The organism is Streptomyces sp. NPDC005784 (assembly GCF_042871525.1).
GTDB lineage: Bacteria > Actinomycetota > Actinomycetes > Streptomycetales > Streptomycetaceae > Streptomyces.
On the sequence record NZ_JBIAIQ010000016.1, the window covers coordinates 21,017 to 36,199 of the forward strand.

At 70.3% G+C, this 15,183-nt stretch carries 12 protein-coding genes; 6 read left to right on the forward strand and 6 right to left on the reverse strand.

The window, feature by feature from the left end; all coding sequences use genetic code 11:
* Nucleotides 1-212: 212 nt before the first annotated feature.
* Together ACFYR3_RS24250 and ACFYR3_RS24255 are read left to right on the forward strand one after the other, a co-directional pair.
* Nucleotides 213-3,374, forward strand: coding sequence for a sacsin N-terminal ATP-binding-like domain-containing protein (locus ACFYR3_RS24250; protein WP_355841371.1), 3,162 nt, complete (start codon nt 213-215; stop codon nt 3,372-3,374).
* 408 nt (nt 3,375-3,782) lie between these two features.
* On the forward strand, nt 3,783-4,592 hold the full coding sequence (locus ACFYR3_RS24255) for a hypothetical protein (RefSeq protein WP_355841373.1): 810 nt from the start codon (nt 3,783-3,785) through the stop codon (nt 4,590-4,592).
* Between the two features lie 334 nt (nt 4,593-4,926).
* On the opposite strand, the gene ACFYR3_RS24260 is transcribed toward ACFYR3_RS24255, so the two are convergent.
* The gene (locus ACFYR3_RS24260; RefSeq protein WP_389284713.1) at nt 4,927-7,326 is read right to left on the reverse strand and encodes a cation-translocating P-type ATPase; all 2,400 of its coding nucleotides are present in this window, start codon (nt 7,324-7,326) and stop codon (nt 4,927-4,929) included.
* A 114-nt stretch (nt 7,327-7,440) separates the two neighbouring features.
* Nucleotides 7,441-7,716 carry a DUF2530 domain-containing protein gene (locus ACFYR3_RS24265; protein ID WP_389284714.1) on the reverse strand — a complete coding sequence of 92 codons (276 nt, stop codon included), beginning with the start codon at nt 7,714-7,716 and terminating at the stop codon, nt 7,441-7,443.
* Nucleotides 7,717-7,953: 237 nt separating this feature from the next.
* Between ACFYR3_RS24265 and ACFYR3_RS24270 the strand changes: the two genes are divergently transcribed.
* On the forward strand, nt 7,954-9,405 hold the full coding sequence (locus ACFYR3_RS24270) for an NCS2 family permease (protein ID WP_355841379.1): 1,452 nt from the start codon (nt 7,954-7,956) through the stop codon (nt 9,403-9,405).
* A 37-nt stretch (nt 9,406-9,442) separates the two neighbouring features.
* On the opposite strand, the gene ACFYR3_RS24275 is transcribed toward ACFYR3_RS24270, so the two are convergent.
* Entirely contained in the window at nt 9,443-9,625 is a 183-nt protein-coding gene (locus ACFYR3_RS24275; RefSeq protein ID WP_261701844.1) for a BrnA antitoxin family protein, read from the reverse strand.
* A 144-nt stretch (nt 9,626-9,769) separates the two neighbouring features.
* Here ACFYR3_RS24275 and ACFYR3_RS24280 point away from each other — a divergent pair, with 144 nt between their 5' ends.
* From ACFYR3_RS24280 to thpR, 3 genes are all read left to right on the forward strand, one after another.
* On the forward strand, nt 9,770-10,207 hold the full coding sequence (locus tag ACFYR3_RS24280; RefSeq protein ID WP_355841381.1) for a MarR family transcriptional regulator: 438 nt from the start codon (nt 9,770-9,772) through the stop codon (nt 10,205-10,207).
* Nucleotides 10,208-10,438: 231 nt separating this feature from the next.
* Complete coding sequence (locus tag ACFYR3_RS24285; RefSeq protein ID WP_389284715.1) at nt 10,439-11,806, forward strand: MFS transporter; 1,368 nt, start codon at nt 10,439-10,441, stop codon at nt 11,804-11,806.
* Nucleotides 11,807-11,945: 139 nt separating this feature from the next.
* Nucleotides 11,946-12,536 carry an RNA 2',3'-cyclic phosphodiesterase gene (gene thpR, locus ACFYR3_RS24290; RefSeq protein WP_356780445.1) on the forward strand — a complete coding sequence of 197 codons (591 nt, stop codon included), beginning with the start codon at nt 11,946-11,948 and terminating at the stop codon, nt 12,534-12,536.
* Between the two features lie 169 nt (nt 12,537-12,705).
* Here thpR and ACFYR3_RS24295 read toward each other — a convergent pair whose 3' ends face one another.
* From ACFYR3_RS24295 to ACFYR3_RS24305, 3 genes are all read right to left on the reverse strand, one after another.
* Nucleotides 12,706-13,698 (reverse strand): aldo/keto reductase, encoded by a 993-nt coding sequence (locus ACFYR3_RS24295; RefSeq protein ID WP_355841385.1) that lies wholly within the window; start codon nt 13,696-13,698, stop codon nt 12,706-12,708.
* Nucleotides 13,699-13,776: 78 nt separating this feature from the next.
* Nucleotides 13,777-14,370, reverse strand: coding sequence for a Uma2 family endonuclease (locus ACFYR3_RS24300; RefSeq protein ID WP_355841387.1), 594 nt, complete (start codon nt 14,368-14,370; stop codon nt 13,777-13,779).
* 87 nt (nt 14,371-14,457) lie between these two features.
* On the reverse strand, nt 14,458-15,141 hold the full coding sequence (locus ACFYR3_RS24305; RefSeq protein ID WP_355841389.1) for an SGNH/GDSL hydrolase family protein: 684 nt from the start codon (nt 15,139-15,141) through the stop codon (nt 14,458-14,460).
* Nucleotides 15,142-15,183 lie beyond the last annotated feature (42 nt).

Genomic DNA, 15,183 nt, shown 5'->3' on the forward strand with positions numbered 1-15,183 from the left:
CGCCGGAGGAGCTGAATCCTGCCCCGGCGCCCGAGGGGTGGGCCGGAGGGACTGAATCTTGCGCCCGCGCCTGCGGGATGGGCCGGAGGGGCTGGGTCTTGCCCCCGAGGGGCGGCACGTGGCGGCAGAAGTCAGGGAGAGCGCGCGGTACCTTCATGCCGCGACCCGGCGCAGCATTCGCGGTCGCGCCAGGCGAGAGGGAGAGTGAACCCGTGAGTAAGTTCGTGCGGCCGGCTGCCGAGGGTGCGGACCCGTTCGGCACGGCGCGCCTGCGCCGCGGCGTACTGGACGCCTGGGCGACCAGCCCGGCCCGGTTCCGGGAGGACGCCAACGCCGAGGAGGACCTCGTCCTCGGCGGCTACCGCGACCGGCTCGTCGTGGAGCTCGCCCAGAACGCCGCCGACGCGTCGGCCCGCGCCGGCACCCCGGGTCGTCTGCGCCTCACCCTTCGCGACGGCGTCCTGGTGGCCGCCAACACCGGCGCCCCCCTCGACGCGGTCGGCGTCGAGTCGCTCGCCACCCTCCGCGCCTCCGCGAAGCGGGACGCGCACGACACGGCCGTGGGCCGTTTCGGTGTCGGCTTCGCCGCGGTCCTCGCCGTCACGGACGAGCCCGCCGTCGTCGGACGGCACGGCGGTGTCCGCTGGGCGCTCGCCGAGGCCCGCGATCTCGCCGCCGGCACCGCCGGGAACAGCCCCGGCCTCGGTGACGAGATCCGCCGCCGGGACGGCCATGTCCCGCTGCTGCGGCTGCCGTTCGCGGCCGAGGGCACCGCCCCGGACTCGTACGACACCGCCGTGATCCTGCCGCTGCGCGACACCGCCGCCGAGGACCTCGCCGAGCGCCTCCTGCGGAACATCGACGACGCCCTCCTGCTCGCCCTTCCCGGCCTGGCGGAAGTGGTCGTGGAGATCGGCGACGCGGAGGTCCGCACCCTGCGCCGCGGCGCCGCCGAGCACGGGGCCGTCATCGACGACTCCCGCGACGGCACGACCCGCTACCGCACCGTCGACCGGCACGGCCCCCTCGACCCCGCCCTGCTCGCCGACCGTCCGGTCGAGGAGCGGCTGCGCCCGCACTGGTCCGTGACCTGGGCCGTCCCGGTCGACGACGAGGGAGCCCCGGCCCGCCCGCGGACCAGCCCCGTCGTGCACGCGCCGACGCCGAGCGACGAAGCCCTCGGCGTACCCGCGCTCCTCATCGCCTCCCTCCCGCTGGACACCACCCGGCGGCACGCCGCCCCCGGCCCGCTGACCGACTTCCTGGTGGAGCGCGTGGCGGACGCCTACGCCGAACTCCTCGCCTCCTGGCGGCCGGTGGACACCGGGATCATCGACCTGGTGCCGGGCCCGCTCGGCAAGGGCGAGCTGGACGGCGCGCTGCGCCAGGCGATCCTGGACCGGCTGCCGCGCACCGCGTTCCTGCCGCCCGCCGCCCCGCCGGACCGGATGCCGGCCGCCGACACCCCCGACGACTGGCCCGAGAGCAGCCCCGCGGAGAACCCCACCGTCCTGCGGCCGCGCGACGCCGAGGTGGTGGAGGGCGCGGGCGCCGAGACCGTCCGGGTGCTCGCCGAGGTGCTGCCCAGCCTGCTGCCCGCCGGGCTGGAGCGGCGGGTGGAACTGCGCACGCTGGGCGTCGCCCGGGTTCCGCTCACCGAGGCCGTGGACCGGCTGGCCGGTCTGGAGAAGGACCCGGCGTGGTGGCACCGCCTGTACGACAGCCTGGCCGGGGTCGACCCGGACCGGCTGTCCGGACTGCCGGTGCCGCTGGCCGACGGCCGTACGACGATCGGGCCCCGCCAGATCCTGCTGCCCACCGCGGAGGGGTCCCTGGTGGCCCCCGACACGCTCGCTCGCCTCGGCCTCAAGGTCGCGCACCCGGACGCCGCCCACCCGCTCCTGGAGAAGCTGGGCGCTCTGCCGGCCTCGCCGCGCGCGGTGCTCACCACCCCGCAGGTGCGGGCCGCGGTGGCCGTCTCGCTCGACGACGAGGGCGGGGCGTGGGACGAGGACACCCCGGACGCGGAGGAGCTCGCGGACACCGTCCTCGCGCTGGTCCGTGACGCCGCCCTCGAACCCGGCGACGAGCCCTGGCTCGGCGCTCTCGCCCTGCCGGACGGCGAGGGTGAGCTCGTGCCCGCCGGTGAACTCGTGCTGCCCGGCAGCCCGTTCGCCCGGATCATGCGCGAGGACGAACTCGCCTTCGTCGACTCCGAGTTGGCTGACCGCTGGGGCGAGCAGCCGCTCGCCGCCTGTGGCGTCCTCGCGGGCTTCGCCCTGGTGCGCGCCACCGACATCGTGCTCGACCCGGACGAACTGGAGCCGCGCGACGCGGACTTCGCCGAGCCCGACGACGCGGGTCTGCTGGACGCGGTGGACGTGTGGTGCGAGGACGTGCTGGACCGGTTGCCCGACTCGCCGGTGCCGCCCGTCGCGACCGAGATCGTCGCCGTACGGGATCTGGACCTGGTGGACGACGACCGGTGGCCCGAGGCCCTGGCCCTGCTCGCCCAGCCGCCGCTGCGGGACGCCATCACCCAGCAGGTGCGCATCCTGCTGCCGGACGGCACGCACGAGATCGTCCGGCCGTACACGGCCTGGTGGCTGCGCGGGCATCCGGTGCTCGACGGGCGCCGGCCGGCCGGTCTGCGGGCCGCCGGCGGCGATCCGCTGCTGCGCGGCCTGTATGACGAGGCCGACGCGACCGGCTTCGACGACGAACAGGTGCTGCGGGCGCTCGGCGTCCGTACGTCCGTGGCCGCCCTGCTCGACGAGCCCGGTGGCGCCGCCGAACTGCTCGACCGGCTCGCCGACCCGGACCGTGAGGTCTCCGGCACCCAACTGCACGCCCTCTACGGCGCCTTGGCCGATCTCGACCCCGAGCGGGTGACACTGCCGGACGAGCTGCGGGCCGTCGTGGACGGCGAGGTGCGGGTCGTGGACGCGGCCGACGCGATGGTCGTGGACTCACCGGATCTGCTGGCGTTCACCGACGGGGTGCCGCTGCTGCCGGTGCCGCCGTCACGGGCCGCCGAACTCGCCGAGCTGTTCCAGGTGCGGCGGCTCAGCGAGTCCGTCACCGGAGAGGTGACCTCCGAGGGCACCGAGCACGACGTACCGGAGTCCGTACGGGTCCTGCTGGGCCCCGGGACCCCCGCCTCGTACGTCGAGCACGAGGAGCTCGTGGTCGACGGCACCGAGCTCGACTGGCGCCGCACCCGGGACGGGGTGCTGCACGCCGCCACCGTGGAGGGCGTCGCCGCCGGACTCGCCTGGTCGGCGGGCCAGTGGCCGCGCCGCTTCGAGGTCGCGGCGCTGCTGGAGGACCCGTCCCGCACCGAGGAACTGGCCCGGGACCGCTGGTTCGACTGATCACGCCGATCCGAGCGGCGCGAACCGCGAAGGCCAGGACCGGCACGCAGGTGATGCGGACAACGCCGTGAGGAACACTGCCCGGCCTCGGGAATGCCCGGTCCCGGGCATTCCCGGTCCCGGGCATTCCCGGTCCCGGGAACACCCGGTGGTCCCGGGAGAGCCCTGAGCCGGGTGAGCCCGGGCCTCGGTAATGCCCGGGCCGGGCGTTCCTCCGTGCTTCGTCATCGGCGAGCAATGCCCACCTAAAAACTGCGATTCCCGCACCCCACCCGTACAACCAGTCGCACCTCTCACTAATCTCACCCATGAGTCAACAGACTCACTGATCACTTGGGTCCCGTGCTGACGACGAGCCGTGAGGAACGACCACCGCCGGGACCCCTTTCTCCACTTGGGGAACCCCACATGCGCATACGAGCCACCGTGGCAGCCGTAACCGGCGCCCTGGCCCTCTCCGCTCTCGCCGTGCCGGCCGCGCAGGCCGCAGGCAACCCGGTGTCCGGCGTCACCTTCTCCAACGTCGTGATCAACAGTGGCAAGAACATCGTGGTCGGCGCCTCCGCGCAGGTCACGGTCAGCGCGACCTACACCGTGACGCACCCCTCGACCGTCAGCGCGAGCTCGTTCGACAGCGGTCCGCTGCTCTACCGCGGCACCACGATCACCTCGCCGACCGACCTCATCATCGGCGACGAGCCCGGCACCTGCACGGCCTCTTCCTCCACCGTGCTCAAGTGCACGGCCAAGATCGAGTTCCGTCCGGCCTCCACCGACGACAGCATGGACCTGTTCAGCGCCCAGGCCGGCGCCTGGAAGGTCGGCGCGCTCGCCGTCGACAAGAACGACGACACCCAGGCCCCCAAGTGGCAGGGCGACCTGGGCACCAAGAACCTCCAGCGCTACTCCAAGCTGACGGTCAACGCCGCCCCGGAGCCGGTCAAGAAGGGCAAGACCATCACGGTCACCGGCGCGCTGACCCGCGCGAGCTGGGACGCCGCCAAGTACTACGGCTACGGCACCCAGTCGGTGAATCTGCAGTTCCGCAAGGCGGGCAGCAGCACCTACACCACCCTCAAGACGGTCAAGACGGACAGCGCCGGCAACCTGAAGACGACCACGACGGCCACCGTCGACGGCACCTTCCGTTACAGCTTCGCGGGCACCACGACCACCTCGGCCGTCAGCGCCACGGGTGACTACGTCGACGTGCAGTGACCCATGAGTTGAGTTGACCGAAGATCCCCGGCCCGGCGGCCGGGGATCTTTGTCTGTCCCCACCCCGCCGCGACGCCGGTAAAGGGGGCGACCAAAGAATCCGTCTCTCCTGCAACTTTTCCGTAGGCCCAGGTGATCTTTTCTTTCGGACATCTACCCGGCCGACATCCTGGTCAACGCCGACGCCACCACTCGAAGGCCACCACCCGAAGGCCACCACCCGAAGGCCACCGTCGACGGATACTTCCGCCACAGCTTCGCGGGCACCACGACCACCCCGGCCGTCAGCGCCACGGATGACCACGTCGACGTGCGGTGACCACTGAAGCAGCCCCTACGCGGGAACGCGGCGGTCGACCCACCTCCACAGGAACTCCAGGACGGCCGCCGCCACCACCGAGATCAGCACCGCGACCCACGGCATCGCCTCGCCGACCAGCTTCAGCGCGAAGAAGTGCTGCAGCTTCGGCACCATGAGCACCAGCAGGAACGCCCCGCCCATCGAGGTGACGAGGCAGATCCGCCACCAGGTGTAGGGCCGGGCGATGATCGCGAGCACCCACATCGAGACCAGGAAGAGGGTCAGTGTCGCGGCGCTCGTCTCCGCCTCCAGCGAGCCGTCTCCCGTGTAGTGGTGGCGCGCGATCAGATACGTCACGAAGGTGGCCACTCCCGCGACGACTCCGCCCGGGATCGAGTACCGCATCACCCGCCGCACGAAGTGCGGCTGGGCGCGCTCCTTGTTGGGGGCGAGGGCGAGGAAGAACGCCGGAATGCCGATCGTCAGGGTGGACAGCAGGGTCAGGTGCCGGGGCAGGAAGGGGTATTCGACCTGCCAGCACACCACCAGGACGGCCAGCAGCACCGAGTAGACCGTCTTCACCAGGAAGAGCGTCGCGACCCGGGTGATGTTCCCGATGACCCGGCGGCCCTCCCCGACCACCGAGGGCAGTGTCGAGAAGCTGTTGTTGAGCAGCACGATCTGGGCCACCGCGCGGGTCGCCTCGGAACCGGAGCCCATGCTCACCCCGATGTCGGCGTCCTTCAGCGCCAGGACGTCGTTCACCCCGTCGCCGGTCATCGCCACCGTGTGCCCGCGGGACTGCAGGGCGCCGACCATGTCGCGCTTCTGCTGCGGGGTGACCCGTCCGAAGACCGTGCCCTTCTCCAGGGACTCCGCCATCTCCTCCGGGCCGTCCGGCAGCCTGCGCGCGTCCACCACCTCGCCGGTGAGCCCGAGCTTGCCGGCGACCGCGCCCACCGACACCGCGTTGTCGCCGGAGATGACCTTGGCCTTGACGTCCTGGTCGGCGAAGTAGCGCAGGGTGTCGGCCGCGTCCGGGCGCAACCGCTGCTCCAGGACGACCAGCGCGGCGGGCCGAGCGGCCTCCGCGACGCCGGGGTCGTCGAGGTCCTTGGTGGTCTTCGCGAGCAGCAGCACCCGCAGCCCCGCCTCGTTCAGCCGCTCGGTCTCGGCGAGCGCCGCGTCCCCGTCGGGCAGCAGCACGTCGGGAGCGCCGAGCAGCCAGGTGCTCGACTCGCCGTTGCCCTCGCTGAACCCGGCGCCGCTGTACTTGCGGGCGGAGGAAAAGGGCAGTGACTGGGTGCAGCGCCATTCCTCGCTGTCCGGGTAGGCGGCGATGATCGCCCGGAGGGAGTCGTTCGGCCGGGGATCCGACTCGCCGAGCGCGCCGAGAACCCTGCGCAGATACGACTCGTCGGCGCCCTGGAGCGGCCGTAGCTCGGTGACGTCCATGCCGCCCTCGGTGAGGGTTCCGGTCTTGTCGAGGCAGACGGTGTCGATGCGGGCGAGGCCCTCGATGGCGGGGAGTTCCTGAACGAGGCACTGTTTTCGGCCAAGCCGGATGACGCCGATCGCGAAGGCGACGGAGGTGAGCAGGACCAGCCCCTCGGGGACCATCGGCACGATCCCGCCGACGGTCCGCGCTATGGAGTCCTTGAAGCCGTGCTGCTTGACGACGAGCTGGCTGACGACGAGGCCGATGGCGGTCGGGATCATCATCCACGTCACGTACTTGAGGATCGTGGAGATACCGGTGCGCAGCTCGGAGTGGACCAGCGTGAACCGTGAGGCCTCCTCCGCGAGCTGTGCCGCGTATGCCTCCCGGCCCACCTTGGTCACCGTGAAGGCGCCGGTGCCCGCGACCACGAAGCTGCCCGACATCACCGGGTCGCCGGTGTGCTTGACCACGGGGTCGGCCTCACCGGTGAGCAGCGACTCGTCGATCTCCAGCCCGTCGGCCTCCGCACAGGTGCCGTCGACGGCTACCTTGTCGCCCGGCCCGATCTCGATGAGATCCCCGAGCACGATCTCCGCCGATCTCACCTCGGCGGCCACCCCGTCCCTGCGGACGGTCGGTTTCACCTCGCCGATGACCGCGAGCGAGTCCAGGGTCTTCTTGGCCCGCCATTCCTGGATGATGCCGATCCCGGTGTTGGCGATGATCACGTAGCCGAACAGGCTGTCCTGGAACGGCGCCACGAACAGCATGATCAGCCAGAGCACGCCGATGATCGCGTTGAACCGGGTGAACACGTTCGCCCGGACGATCTCGCCCACGGAGCGGCTGCTGCGCACCGGGACGTCGTTCACCTCGCCGCGCGCGACCCGCTCGGCCACCTCGGCGGCCGACAACCCCTCGGCCCGCCGGGAGGCGGGTATGGGCACGGGGTGAACGGGATCGAGTCCGGCGCCCGCGTCGATGTGGGTCATGCATTCGACGGTACGTGCGGATATGCGGCTTCACCCGCCGAGTGCGCCAAAGTTCCGACCTGGGGAGGACGGGGCGCGGCGGGGAATGCTGCCGTGGGTGGAGGAGAAGCCCCGTTACTCCGTCACGGGGGCGGCGGTGGAGCCGGTGGCGTGCGCGCGCTTGATCGCGGCGTCACGCTTGCGGACGTACCAGATACCGATCAGTCCGAGGCCCGCGCCGGCCAGACAGGTCCACAGCCACCACAGGTGTCCGTGGTCGTCGAACCAGCCGTAGAACGGCAGCTGCACCAGGAAGAGGACGAACCAGAGGATCGTGCCGCCCGTGATGGTGGCGACGACGGGGCCCTCCAGGGGCTCCGGCGCCTCGTGCTTGGGGGTCCACTTCGCCATGTGCACAGCTTACGAGGGTCGGGGACCGGTTGTGTTCGCACCCGCTCTCCCCTTGTGCGGCAAGGGTCTACGCGCGGAGATAGCGATTTCCGACTCATATGTTCATACTGAAACCGTCCGAGTCTGGCCAGTTGTATTCGTATAAAACACCAACAGCGACCTGGGGGAACCTGCTGGTGAGCGACCACTGACCAGGCTCGATCACGTCCCCGTCCCCCTGCACGTTTGAGGACCCGCATGTCCACCTCGGCCGCCACCAAGGCCCCCGCCCCGCAGGAGCCGGAGTCCCGGCCCACGCAGAGCACCCTCGACCGCTACTTCAAGATCTCGGAGCGGGGCTCCAGCCTCCCGCGCGAGATCCGCGGCGGTTTCGCCACCTTCTTCGCGATGGCGTACATCATCGTGCTGAACCCGATCATCCTGGGCAGCGCGAAGGACATGTACGGGCACCACCTCGACAACGGGCAGCTGGTCACCGCGACCGCGCTGACCGCGGCCTTCACCACGCTCCTCATGGGCGTCATCGGCAACGTGCCGATCGCGCTTGCGGCGGGCCTCGGCGTGAACACGGTCGTCGCCCTCCAGCTCGCGCCCCGGATGTCCTGGCCGGACGCCATGGGCATGGTGGTCCTCGCGGGCTTCATCGTGATGCTCCTGGTCGCCACCGGTCTGCGTGAGCGCGTCATGAACGCGGTGCCGCTCGGCCTGCGCAAGGGCATCGCGATCGGTATCGGCCTCTTCATCATGCTGATCGGCCTGGTGGACTCCGGCTTCGTCACGCGCATCCCGGACATCGCCCAGACGACGGTACCGCTCCAGCTCGGCACCGACGGTCACCTGCACGGCTGGCCCGTCCTGGTCTTCGTCCTCGGCACGCTGCTCACCCTCGCGCTGATCGTGCGCAAGGTGCCCGGCGCCATCCTCATCTCGATCGTCACCATGACGGTCGTCTCGGTGATCATCAACGCCGTCACCACCGTCCCGTCCTGGGGTCTGACCACCCCGAAGTGGCCCGGCAACCCGGTCGCCAGCCCGGACTTCGGTCTCGTCGGCCAGTTCAGTCTCTTCGGCGGCTTCGGCAAGGTCGGCGTGCTGACCGGCATCCTCTTCGTCTTCACCGTGCTGCTGTCGTGCTTCTTCGACGCGATGGGCACGATCATGGGCATCAGCGACGAGGCCAAGCTGACGGACGCGCAGGGCAACATGCCCGGCATCAACAAGGTCCTCTTCGTCGACGGCATCGCCGTCGCCGCGGGCGGTGCCACCTCCTCCTCGGCCACCACGTGCTTCGTGGAGTCCACGGCCGGTGTCGGTGAGGGTGCCCGCACGGGCTTCGCAAACGTGGTCACCGGCGCGCTCTTCGCCGTCGCCCTCTTCCTGACCCCCGTCGCCACGATGGTCCCGTCCCAGGCGGCCACCCCCGCGCTGATCGCGGTCGGCTTCCTGATCATGTCCCACTCGGTCAAGGAGATCGACTGGGCGGACTACACGATCGCCATCCCGGCCTTCGTGACGATGATGCTGATGCCGTTCACCTACTCGATCACGAACGGCATCGGGATGGGCTTCATCACCTTCGTCGTGCTGCGCCTGGCGGCGGGCCGCGGTCGTGACATCCCGGTCGCCATGTATGTGGTGTCGGCGGTGTTCACCTTCTACTACCTCATGCCGGCTCTCGGCCTGACCTGAGCGGCAGCTGCCGTACGGGGCCTCGGGTGATCCCGCCTCAGGTGACCCCGTAGAACTTCTCCGTCTCCTCGACGGCGGTCTGGAACCGCTCGTCGAAGTCGTCGCGAATGAGCGTCCGGACCACATAGTCCTGGACGCTCATTCCGCGTTTCGCGGCATGTTGTCGGAGCCGGTCTAGCAGCTCCCCGTCCATACGCAGGCTGAGCACGCTGGTCCCCATGGAGTCGAGGGTCGCCGCTTCCCGACCGGATTCGGGTCACTTTCCGGAGCGATCTCACTCGTATGAGTGATCCGCCGATTGGATGGCGCGTTTCACGGGCACCCCATTGTTCTTTAGCGAGAGTAATGAGTTACGCTAAACAACATGCCTGACCTCACCCATGGCGACGACGAGGCCGCCGTGAACGCCTTGCGCTCCGCAGTGATGCGGTTGTCGCGTCGACTCAAGCACCAGAGGGTCGACGAGTCGCTGAGCCCCACCGAGATGTCGGTGCTCGGCACCCTCGCCCGCTGCGGCAGCGCCACGCCCGGCGAACTCGCCCGCAAGGAACATGTGCAGCCGCCGTCGATGACCCGTATCGTCGCGCTGCTCGAAGCCAAGGGGCTGGTCAGACTGGAGCCGCACCCCGATGACCGGCGCCAGAAGGTCGTGACGCAGACCGACAAGGCTGAGGCGATGCTCGAAGAGAGCCGCAGCAAACGGAACGCGTTCCTGGCCGGACTGGTCGAGGCCCTCGACGAGGACGAATGGGCCAAGCTTCGCGAAGCCGCCCCCGTCCTGGAAAAGCTCGCGCACATCTGAACACCGGCGGCCCTCTTCCGATCCCCGATCGCGGATACCCGATCACGGATCACGGGTCTTGGACTCGGGCCTCGGACTCCGACCTCGGACCCCCGATCGCGGAGCACGATGACGATCCCCGATCCCCGATCCCCGATCCCCGATCTCGGATCACCGAGGGCCGCCCTCTCCCCGCAAGCGCCGACGCCCCCATGACGCCGACGTCCACGACTGCCCTGGAGGCGAGCCCTTTTGAGTACGGGACCCGGAGCATTCTCCGCCCCCGCACCAGCCACCCACGACCCCGCAGCCACCCGCGACTCCCCCCGCTCCTCCTCGATGTTCAGCTCGCTGAAGATCCGGAACTACCGTCTGTTCTTCCTGGGCCAGGTCGTCTCCAACACCGGCACCTGGATGCAGCGCATCGCCCAGGACTGGCTGGTGCTGAGCCTGACGGGCTCCTCCGCGGCGGTCGGTATCACCACCGCCCTCCAGTTCCTGCCGATGCTGCTCTTCGGCCTGTACGGCGGTGTCCTCGTCGACAGGCTCCCCAAGCGCCCCACGCTGCTGGTGACCCAGACGGCGATGGCTCTCACCGGCCTCGCGCTCGCCTTCCTCACCCTCTCCGGCCATGTCCACGTCTGGCACGTCTATCTCGCCGCGTTCGCCGTCGGCATGGCCACCGTCGTCGACAACCCGGCACGCCAGTCCTTCGTCTCCGAGATGGTCGGCCCCGGCCAGCTGCAGAACGCGGTCAGCCTGAACTCGGCCAACTTCCAGTCCGCGCGGCTGGTAGGCCCCGCCGTTGCGGGCCTGCTGATCACCGGCGTCGGCACCGGCTGGGCCTTCCTCCTGAACGGCCTGTCCTTCGTGGCCCCCATGGCGGGCCTGCTGCTCATGCGCGCCCGCGAACTGCACGTCGTCGAGCGGGCGCCGCGCGCCAAGGGCCAGCTCCGTGAAGGCCTCCACTACGTCGCGGGCCGCCCCGAACTGATCTGGCCGATCGTCCTCGTCGGCTTCATCGGCACCTTCGGCTTCAACTTCCCCGTCTGGCTGTCGGCGTACGCGGACGACATCTTCCACTCGGGAGCGGGGGCGTACAGCCTCTTCAACACGCTCATGGCGGTCGGCTCGCTGGCCGGCGCGCTGCTCGCCGCCCGGCGGGGCACGGCCCGGCTGCGCGTACTGATCGCGGCGGCGGTGGCCTTCGGCGCGCTGGAGGTGGTGGCGGCCACCGCCCCCACGCTCTGGCTGTTCGCGCTCCTGATGGTCCCGATCGGCATCTTCGGACTGACGGTGAACGTCACCGCGAACACCTCGGTCCAGATGGCCACCGACCCGGCCATGCGCGGCCGTGTCATGGCGCTGTTCATGATGGTCTTCGTGGGCGGCACACCGCTGGGCGCGCCGCTCATCGGCTGGGTCACCGACGTCTACGGTCCGCGGGTGGGCTTCGCGCTCGGCGGACTGGTCTCGATGACCGCGGCGACGACGATCGGCCTGGTCCTGGCCCGCCTCGGCGGCCTGCGTGTCTCCTTCGACTGGCACCACGGACACCCCCGGATCCGCTTCGTCCCGCGCGTGCCGAGCAGCGAGGAGCAGCTCGTCACCGCTGTGTGACAGGTGCCGCCTCGGAGGCGGTCGGTCCGCTCACGCGGCCGGCCGCCTCACGCGTACGTACGGAAGCGTTCAGCACACGGGAGCGGGCCGTCCCGCAGGCTCCCGTGTGCTGGTCGCCGTTCCCTGGAAGGCTGGCCCCATGAGACTCTTCGCGGCGGTACTGCCCCCTGCCGATGTGGTGCGTGAACTGGCCCCGGAAGTGGACGCGTTGCAGCGGATGCCGGGTGCGGACGCGTTGCGCTGGACGGGCCGACCGGGCTGGCACTTCACCCTCGCGTTCTACGGAGAGGTGGCCGAGGACATCGTCCCGGACCTCGCGGAACGGCTGCTGCGGGCCGCCCGTCGTACCGACCCGTTCCCGCTGTCCCTGCACGGCGGCGGGCACTTCGGCGGGCGTGCCCTGTGGGTGGGGGCGACGGGGGACGTGGAGACCATGCGGCTGCTGGCCGACCGGGCGGAGGCCGCGGGCCGGAAGGCGGGCGTCGAGATGGAGGAGCACCGCCGTTACCGGCCGCATCTGACGGTGGCCCGCAGCCGTGACTCCGCCGACTTCAAGCCGTACGTCGCCGCGCTGGACACTTTCGCCGGGAAGCCCTGGACGGTGGGTGAGCTGTGTCTCGTCCGCAGCAACCTGCCGACGTCGGGAGTGCCCGGTGAGCAGCCGCGATACGAAACGGTGGCGAGCCGGCCGCTGGGGGCGGGCGACGGGACCGGCCGGGCGGCCGGTTAACCTCGATGGCGTGAACCCGAAGACCCGTAACCGGATCATGGCCGCTGTACTCGTGCTGATGTTCTTCGTCGTGGCCATGGCGGCGGCGGTCAGATAGCGACCGCCACCGCCGGACGCCGGCAGCGGTCGGACAGTGACCGCCACCGCCACCGCCGGACGAGTTGCCCTGCTACCAGGCGAACGCCTCGGGGGACGGCCCCGGTCCCGGGAAGATCTCGTCGAGACCCTCCAGGACCTCCTCCGACAGTTCCAGTTCCGCCGCGCGCAGCGCCGACTCGAGCTGCTCCGCGGTGCGCGGGCCCACGATGGGGCCGGTGACGCCGGGACGGGTCAGCAGCCAGGCCAGCGCGGCCTCTCCGGGCTTCAGACCGTGCTTCTCCAGCAGATCCTCGTACGACTGGATCTGGGCGCGTACGGCCGTGTTGGCGAGGGCGTCGGCGGACCGGCCGCTCGCCCGTCGGCCGCCCTCGACCTCTTTCTTGATCACACCGCCCAGCAGTCCGCCGTGCAGCGGCGACCAGGGGATGACACCGAGCCCGTACTCCTGGGCGGCCGGGATGACCTCCATCTCGGCGCGGCGTTCGGCGAGGTTGTAGAGGCACTGCTCGCTGACCAGGCCGATGGTGCCGCCCCGGCGGGCGGCGATCTCGTTGGCCTGGGCGATCTTGTAGCCGGGGAAGTTGCTGGATCCCACGTAGAGGATCTTCCCCTGCCGCACCAGGACGTCGATCGCCTGCCAGATCTCGTCGAACGGCGTCGACCGGTCGACGTGGTGGAACTGGTAGATGTCGATGTAGTCGGTCTGCAGGCGCTTCAGGCTCGCGTCGACCGCCCGCCGGATGTTCAGGGCGGAGAGCTTGTCCTGGTTGGGCCACGGTTCGCCCTCGGTGCCCATGTTCCCGTACACCTTGGTGGCGAGAACCGTCCGCTCACGCCGGTCGCCGCCCTGCGCGAACCAGTTCCCGATGATCGATTCGGTACGGCCCTTGTTCTCGCCCCAGCCGTACACGTTCGCCGTGTCGAAATAGTTGATACCCGCGTCCAACGCCGCGTCCATGATGGCGTGGCTGTCGGCCTCGTCGGTCTGCGGCCCGAAGTTCATAGTGCCGAGGACGAGCCGGCTGACCTTGAGCCCCGTGCGTCCGAGCTGTGTGTACTTCATGACTCACCAGCCAACGGCGTGGAGTGCGCTCTAGGCAAGAGCGGGGCGGGTGAGGTGGTGGGGGGTGGGGGGCTGTGGTCAGTCGCGCGGGAACTCGTCGGTCTTCAGGGCGAGGCCGAGAGCGGTCGTCGTGAGGTCGACGATCTCGCCGAAGTCGACCCTCGTCTCCGTCGTGTAGGTGTCGCCCTTGGGGTGGGTGTAGACGTGGCAGCGGCGCTGGTAGGGATCGGCGATCAGGTAGACGGGTACCTCGGCGATCGCGTAGGCGGCCTTCTTGGGACCGTAGTCGTTGGCCGCGGTGCCCTCGGAGATCACCTCGGCGACGAACTCCACGTCCTGGTAGCGCCAGTGGCCCCCGCCGTCCGGCTCCGCCGTGTCCTTGAGCAGGGCGATGTCTGGGCAGAACCCGTTCTCGTGGCCGGGGAAGTCGATCCGGACGTCCGAGAAGACCTTGGTCTCCCTGCCGAACCTGTCTTCGACCGCCCACAGGATCTGGCGAATGATCTGCCAGTGGGTGTTCCGCTGCGGTGTCATGTGGACGTTGCCCCCGACGATCTCGACCCGGAATCCTTCGGGGACGGGCATCCGCTCAAGACGTCGGAACCACTCGTCCAAAGCCTCGGTGTCGGCGTCGGCGTCGGCCATCTCGATCCTGTCCTCCAGGACGGTCATCGTGGCGCTCCTCCCCGGCTGCCCCTGGACGGGCGCGGCCGCACGGTACAACGATACGCACCGTGACCGGGCAACGTCCCTTTTCGGTCACGCCGGTTCGGCCGTGTACGGCTCGCCCAGGTCCCAGGCCTGGTACATCGCCTCCGCGAAACCCTCCGCGATCTTGTGTTCGCCGTTCGCGTTCGGGTGGGTGCCGTCGTACGTGTCGAAGGTGGTGTCGTACGAGGGGGGCGGGGACGCGAGCAGCAGGGGGGAGCGCGGCTCGTCGAGGTCGGCGACCGTCTTGGCGAGCAGTTCGTTGAAGGCGGCGACCTGGGTGGCGAAGGGGGCGTCGGACTCGGCGCGGACGTTCGGTATCACCGGGAGCAGGACCATGCGGACGCGCGGGTTCGCGGCGCGGGCCTCCGCGACGAAGGCGCGGGCGTTGTCGGCGGTCTGCGCGGCGTTCGTGTAGAAGCCGAGGTCGATGAGGCCGAGGGAGACCAGCAGGACGTCGGCGCGCTGCGCCCGGACCGCCTCGCGGATCAGCGGGGCCATGTGCAGCCAGCCCTCGCCCCAGCCGGCCAGGTGGGCGCGGGGGAACTCCGGGTCCGCGTACTCGAGCGAGTCGGGGGACTCCGTCGCCTTGTCGTACAGCGTCTCGCGCGGGCCGACGATCTTGAACGGGCCCCCGTACGTCGCGCGCAGGTGCTGCCACATCCGGTAACGCCATGTGTGTTCGCCCGCGCTACCGATCGTCATGGAGTCGCCGACGGGCATGAACCTGAGCATCCGCTCATCATGGACGATCGGCCCGGGTGCCATGGGCCGTGA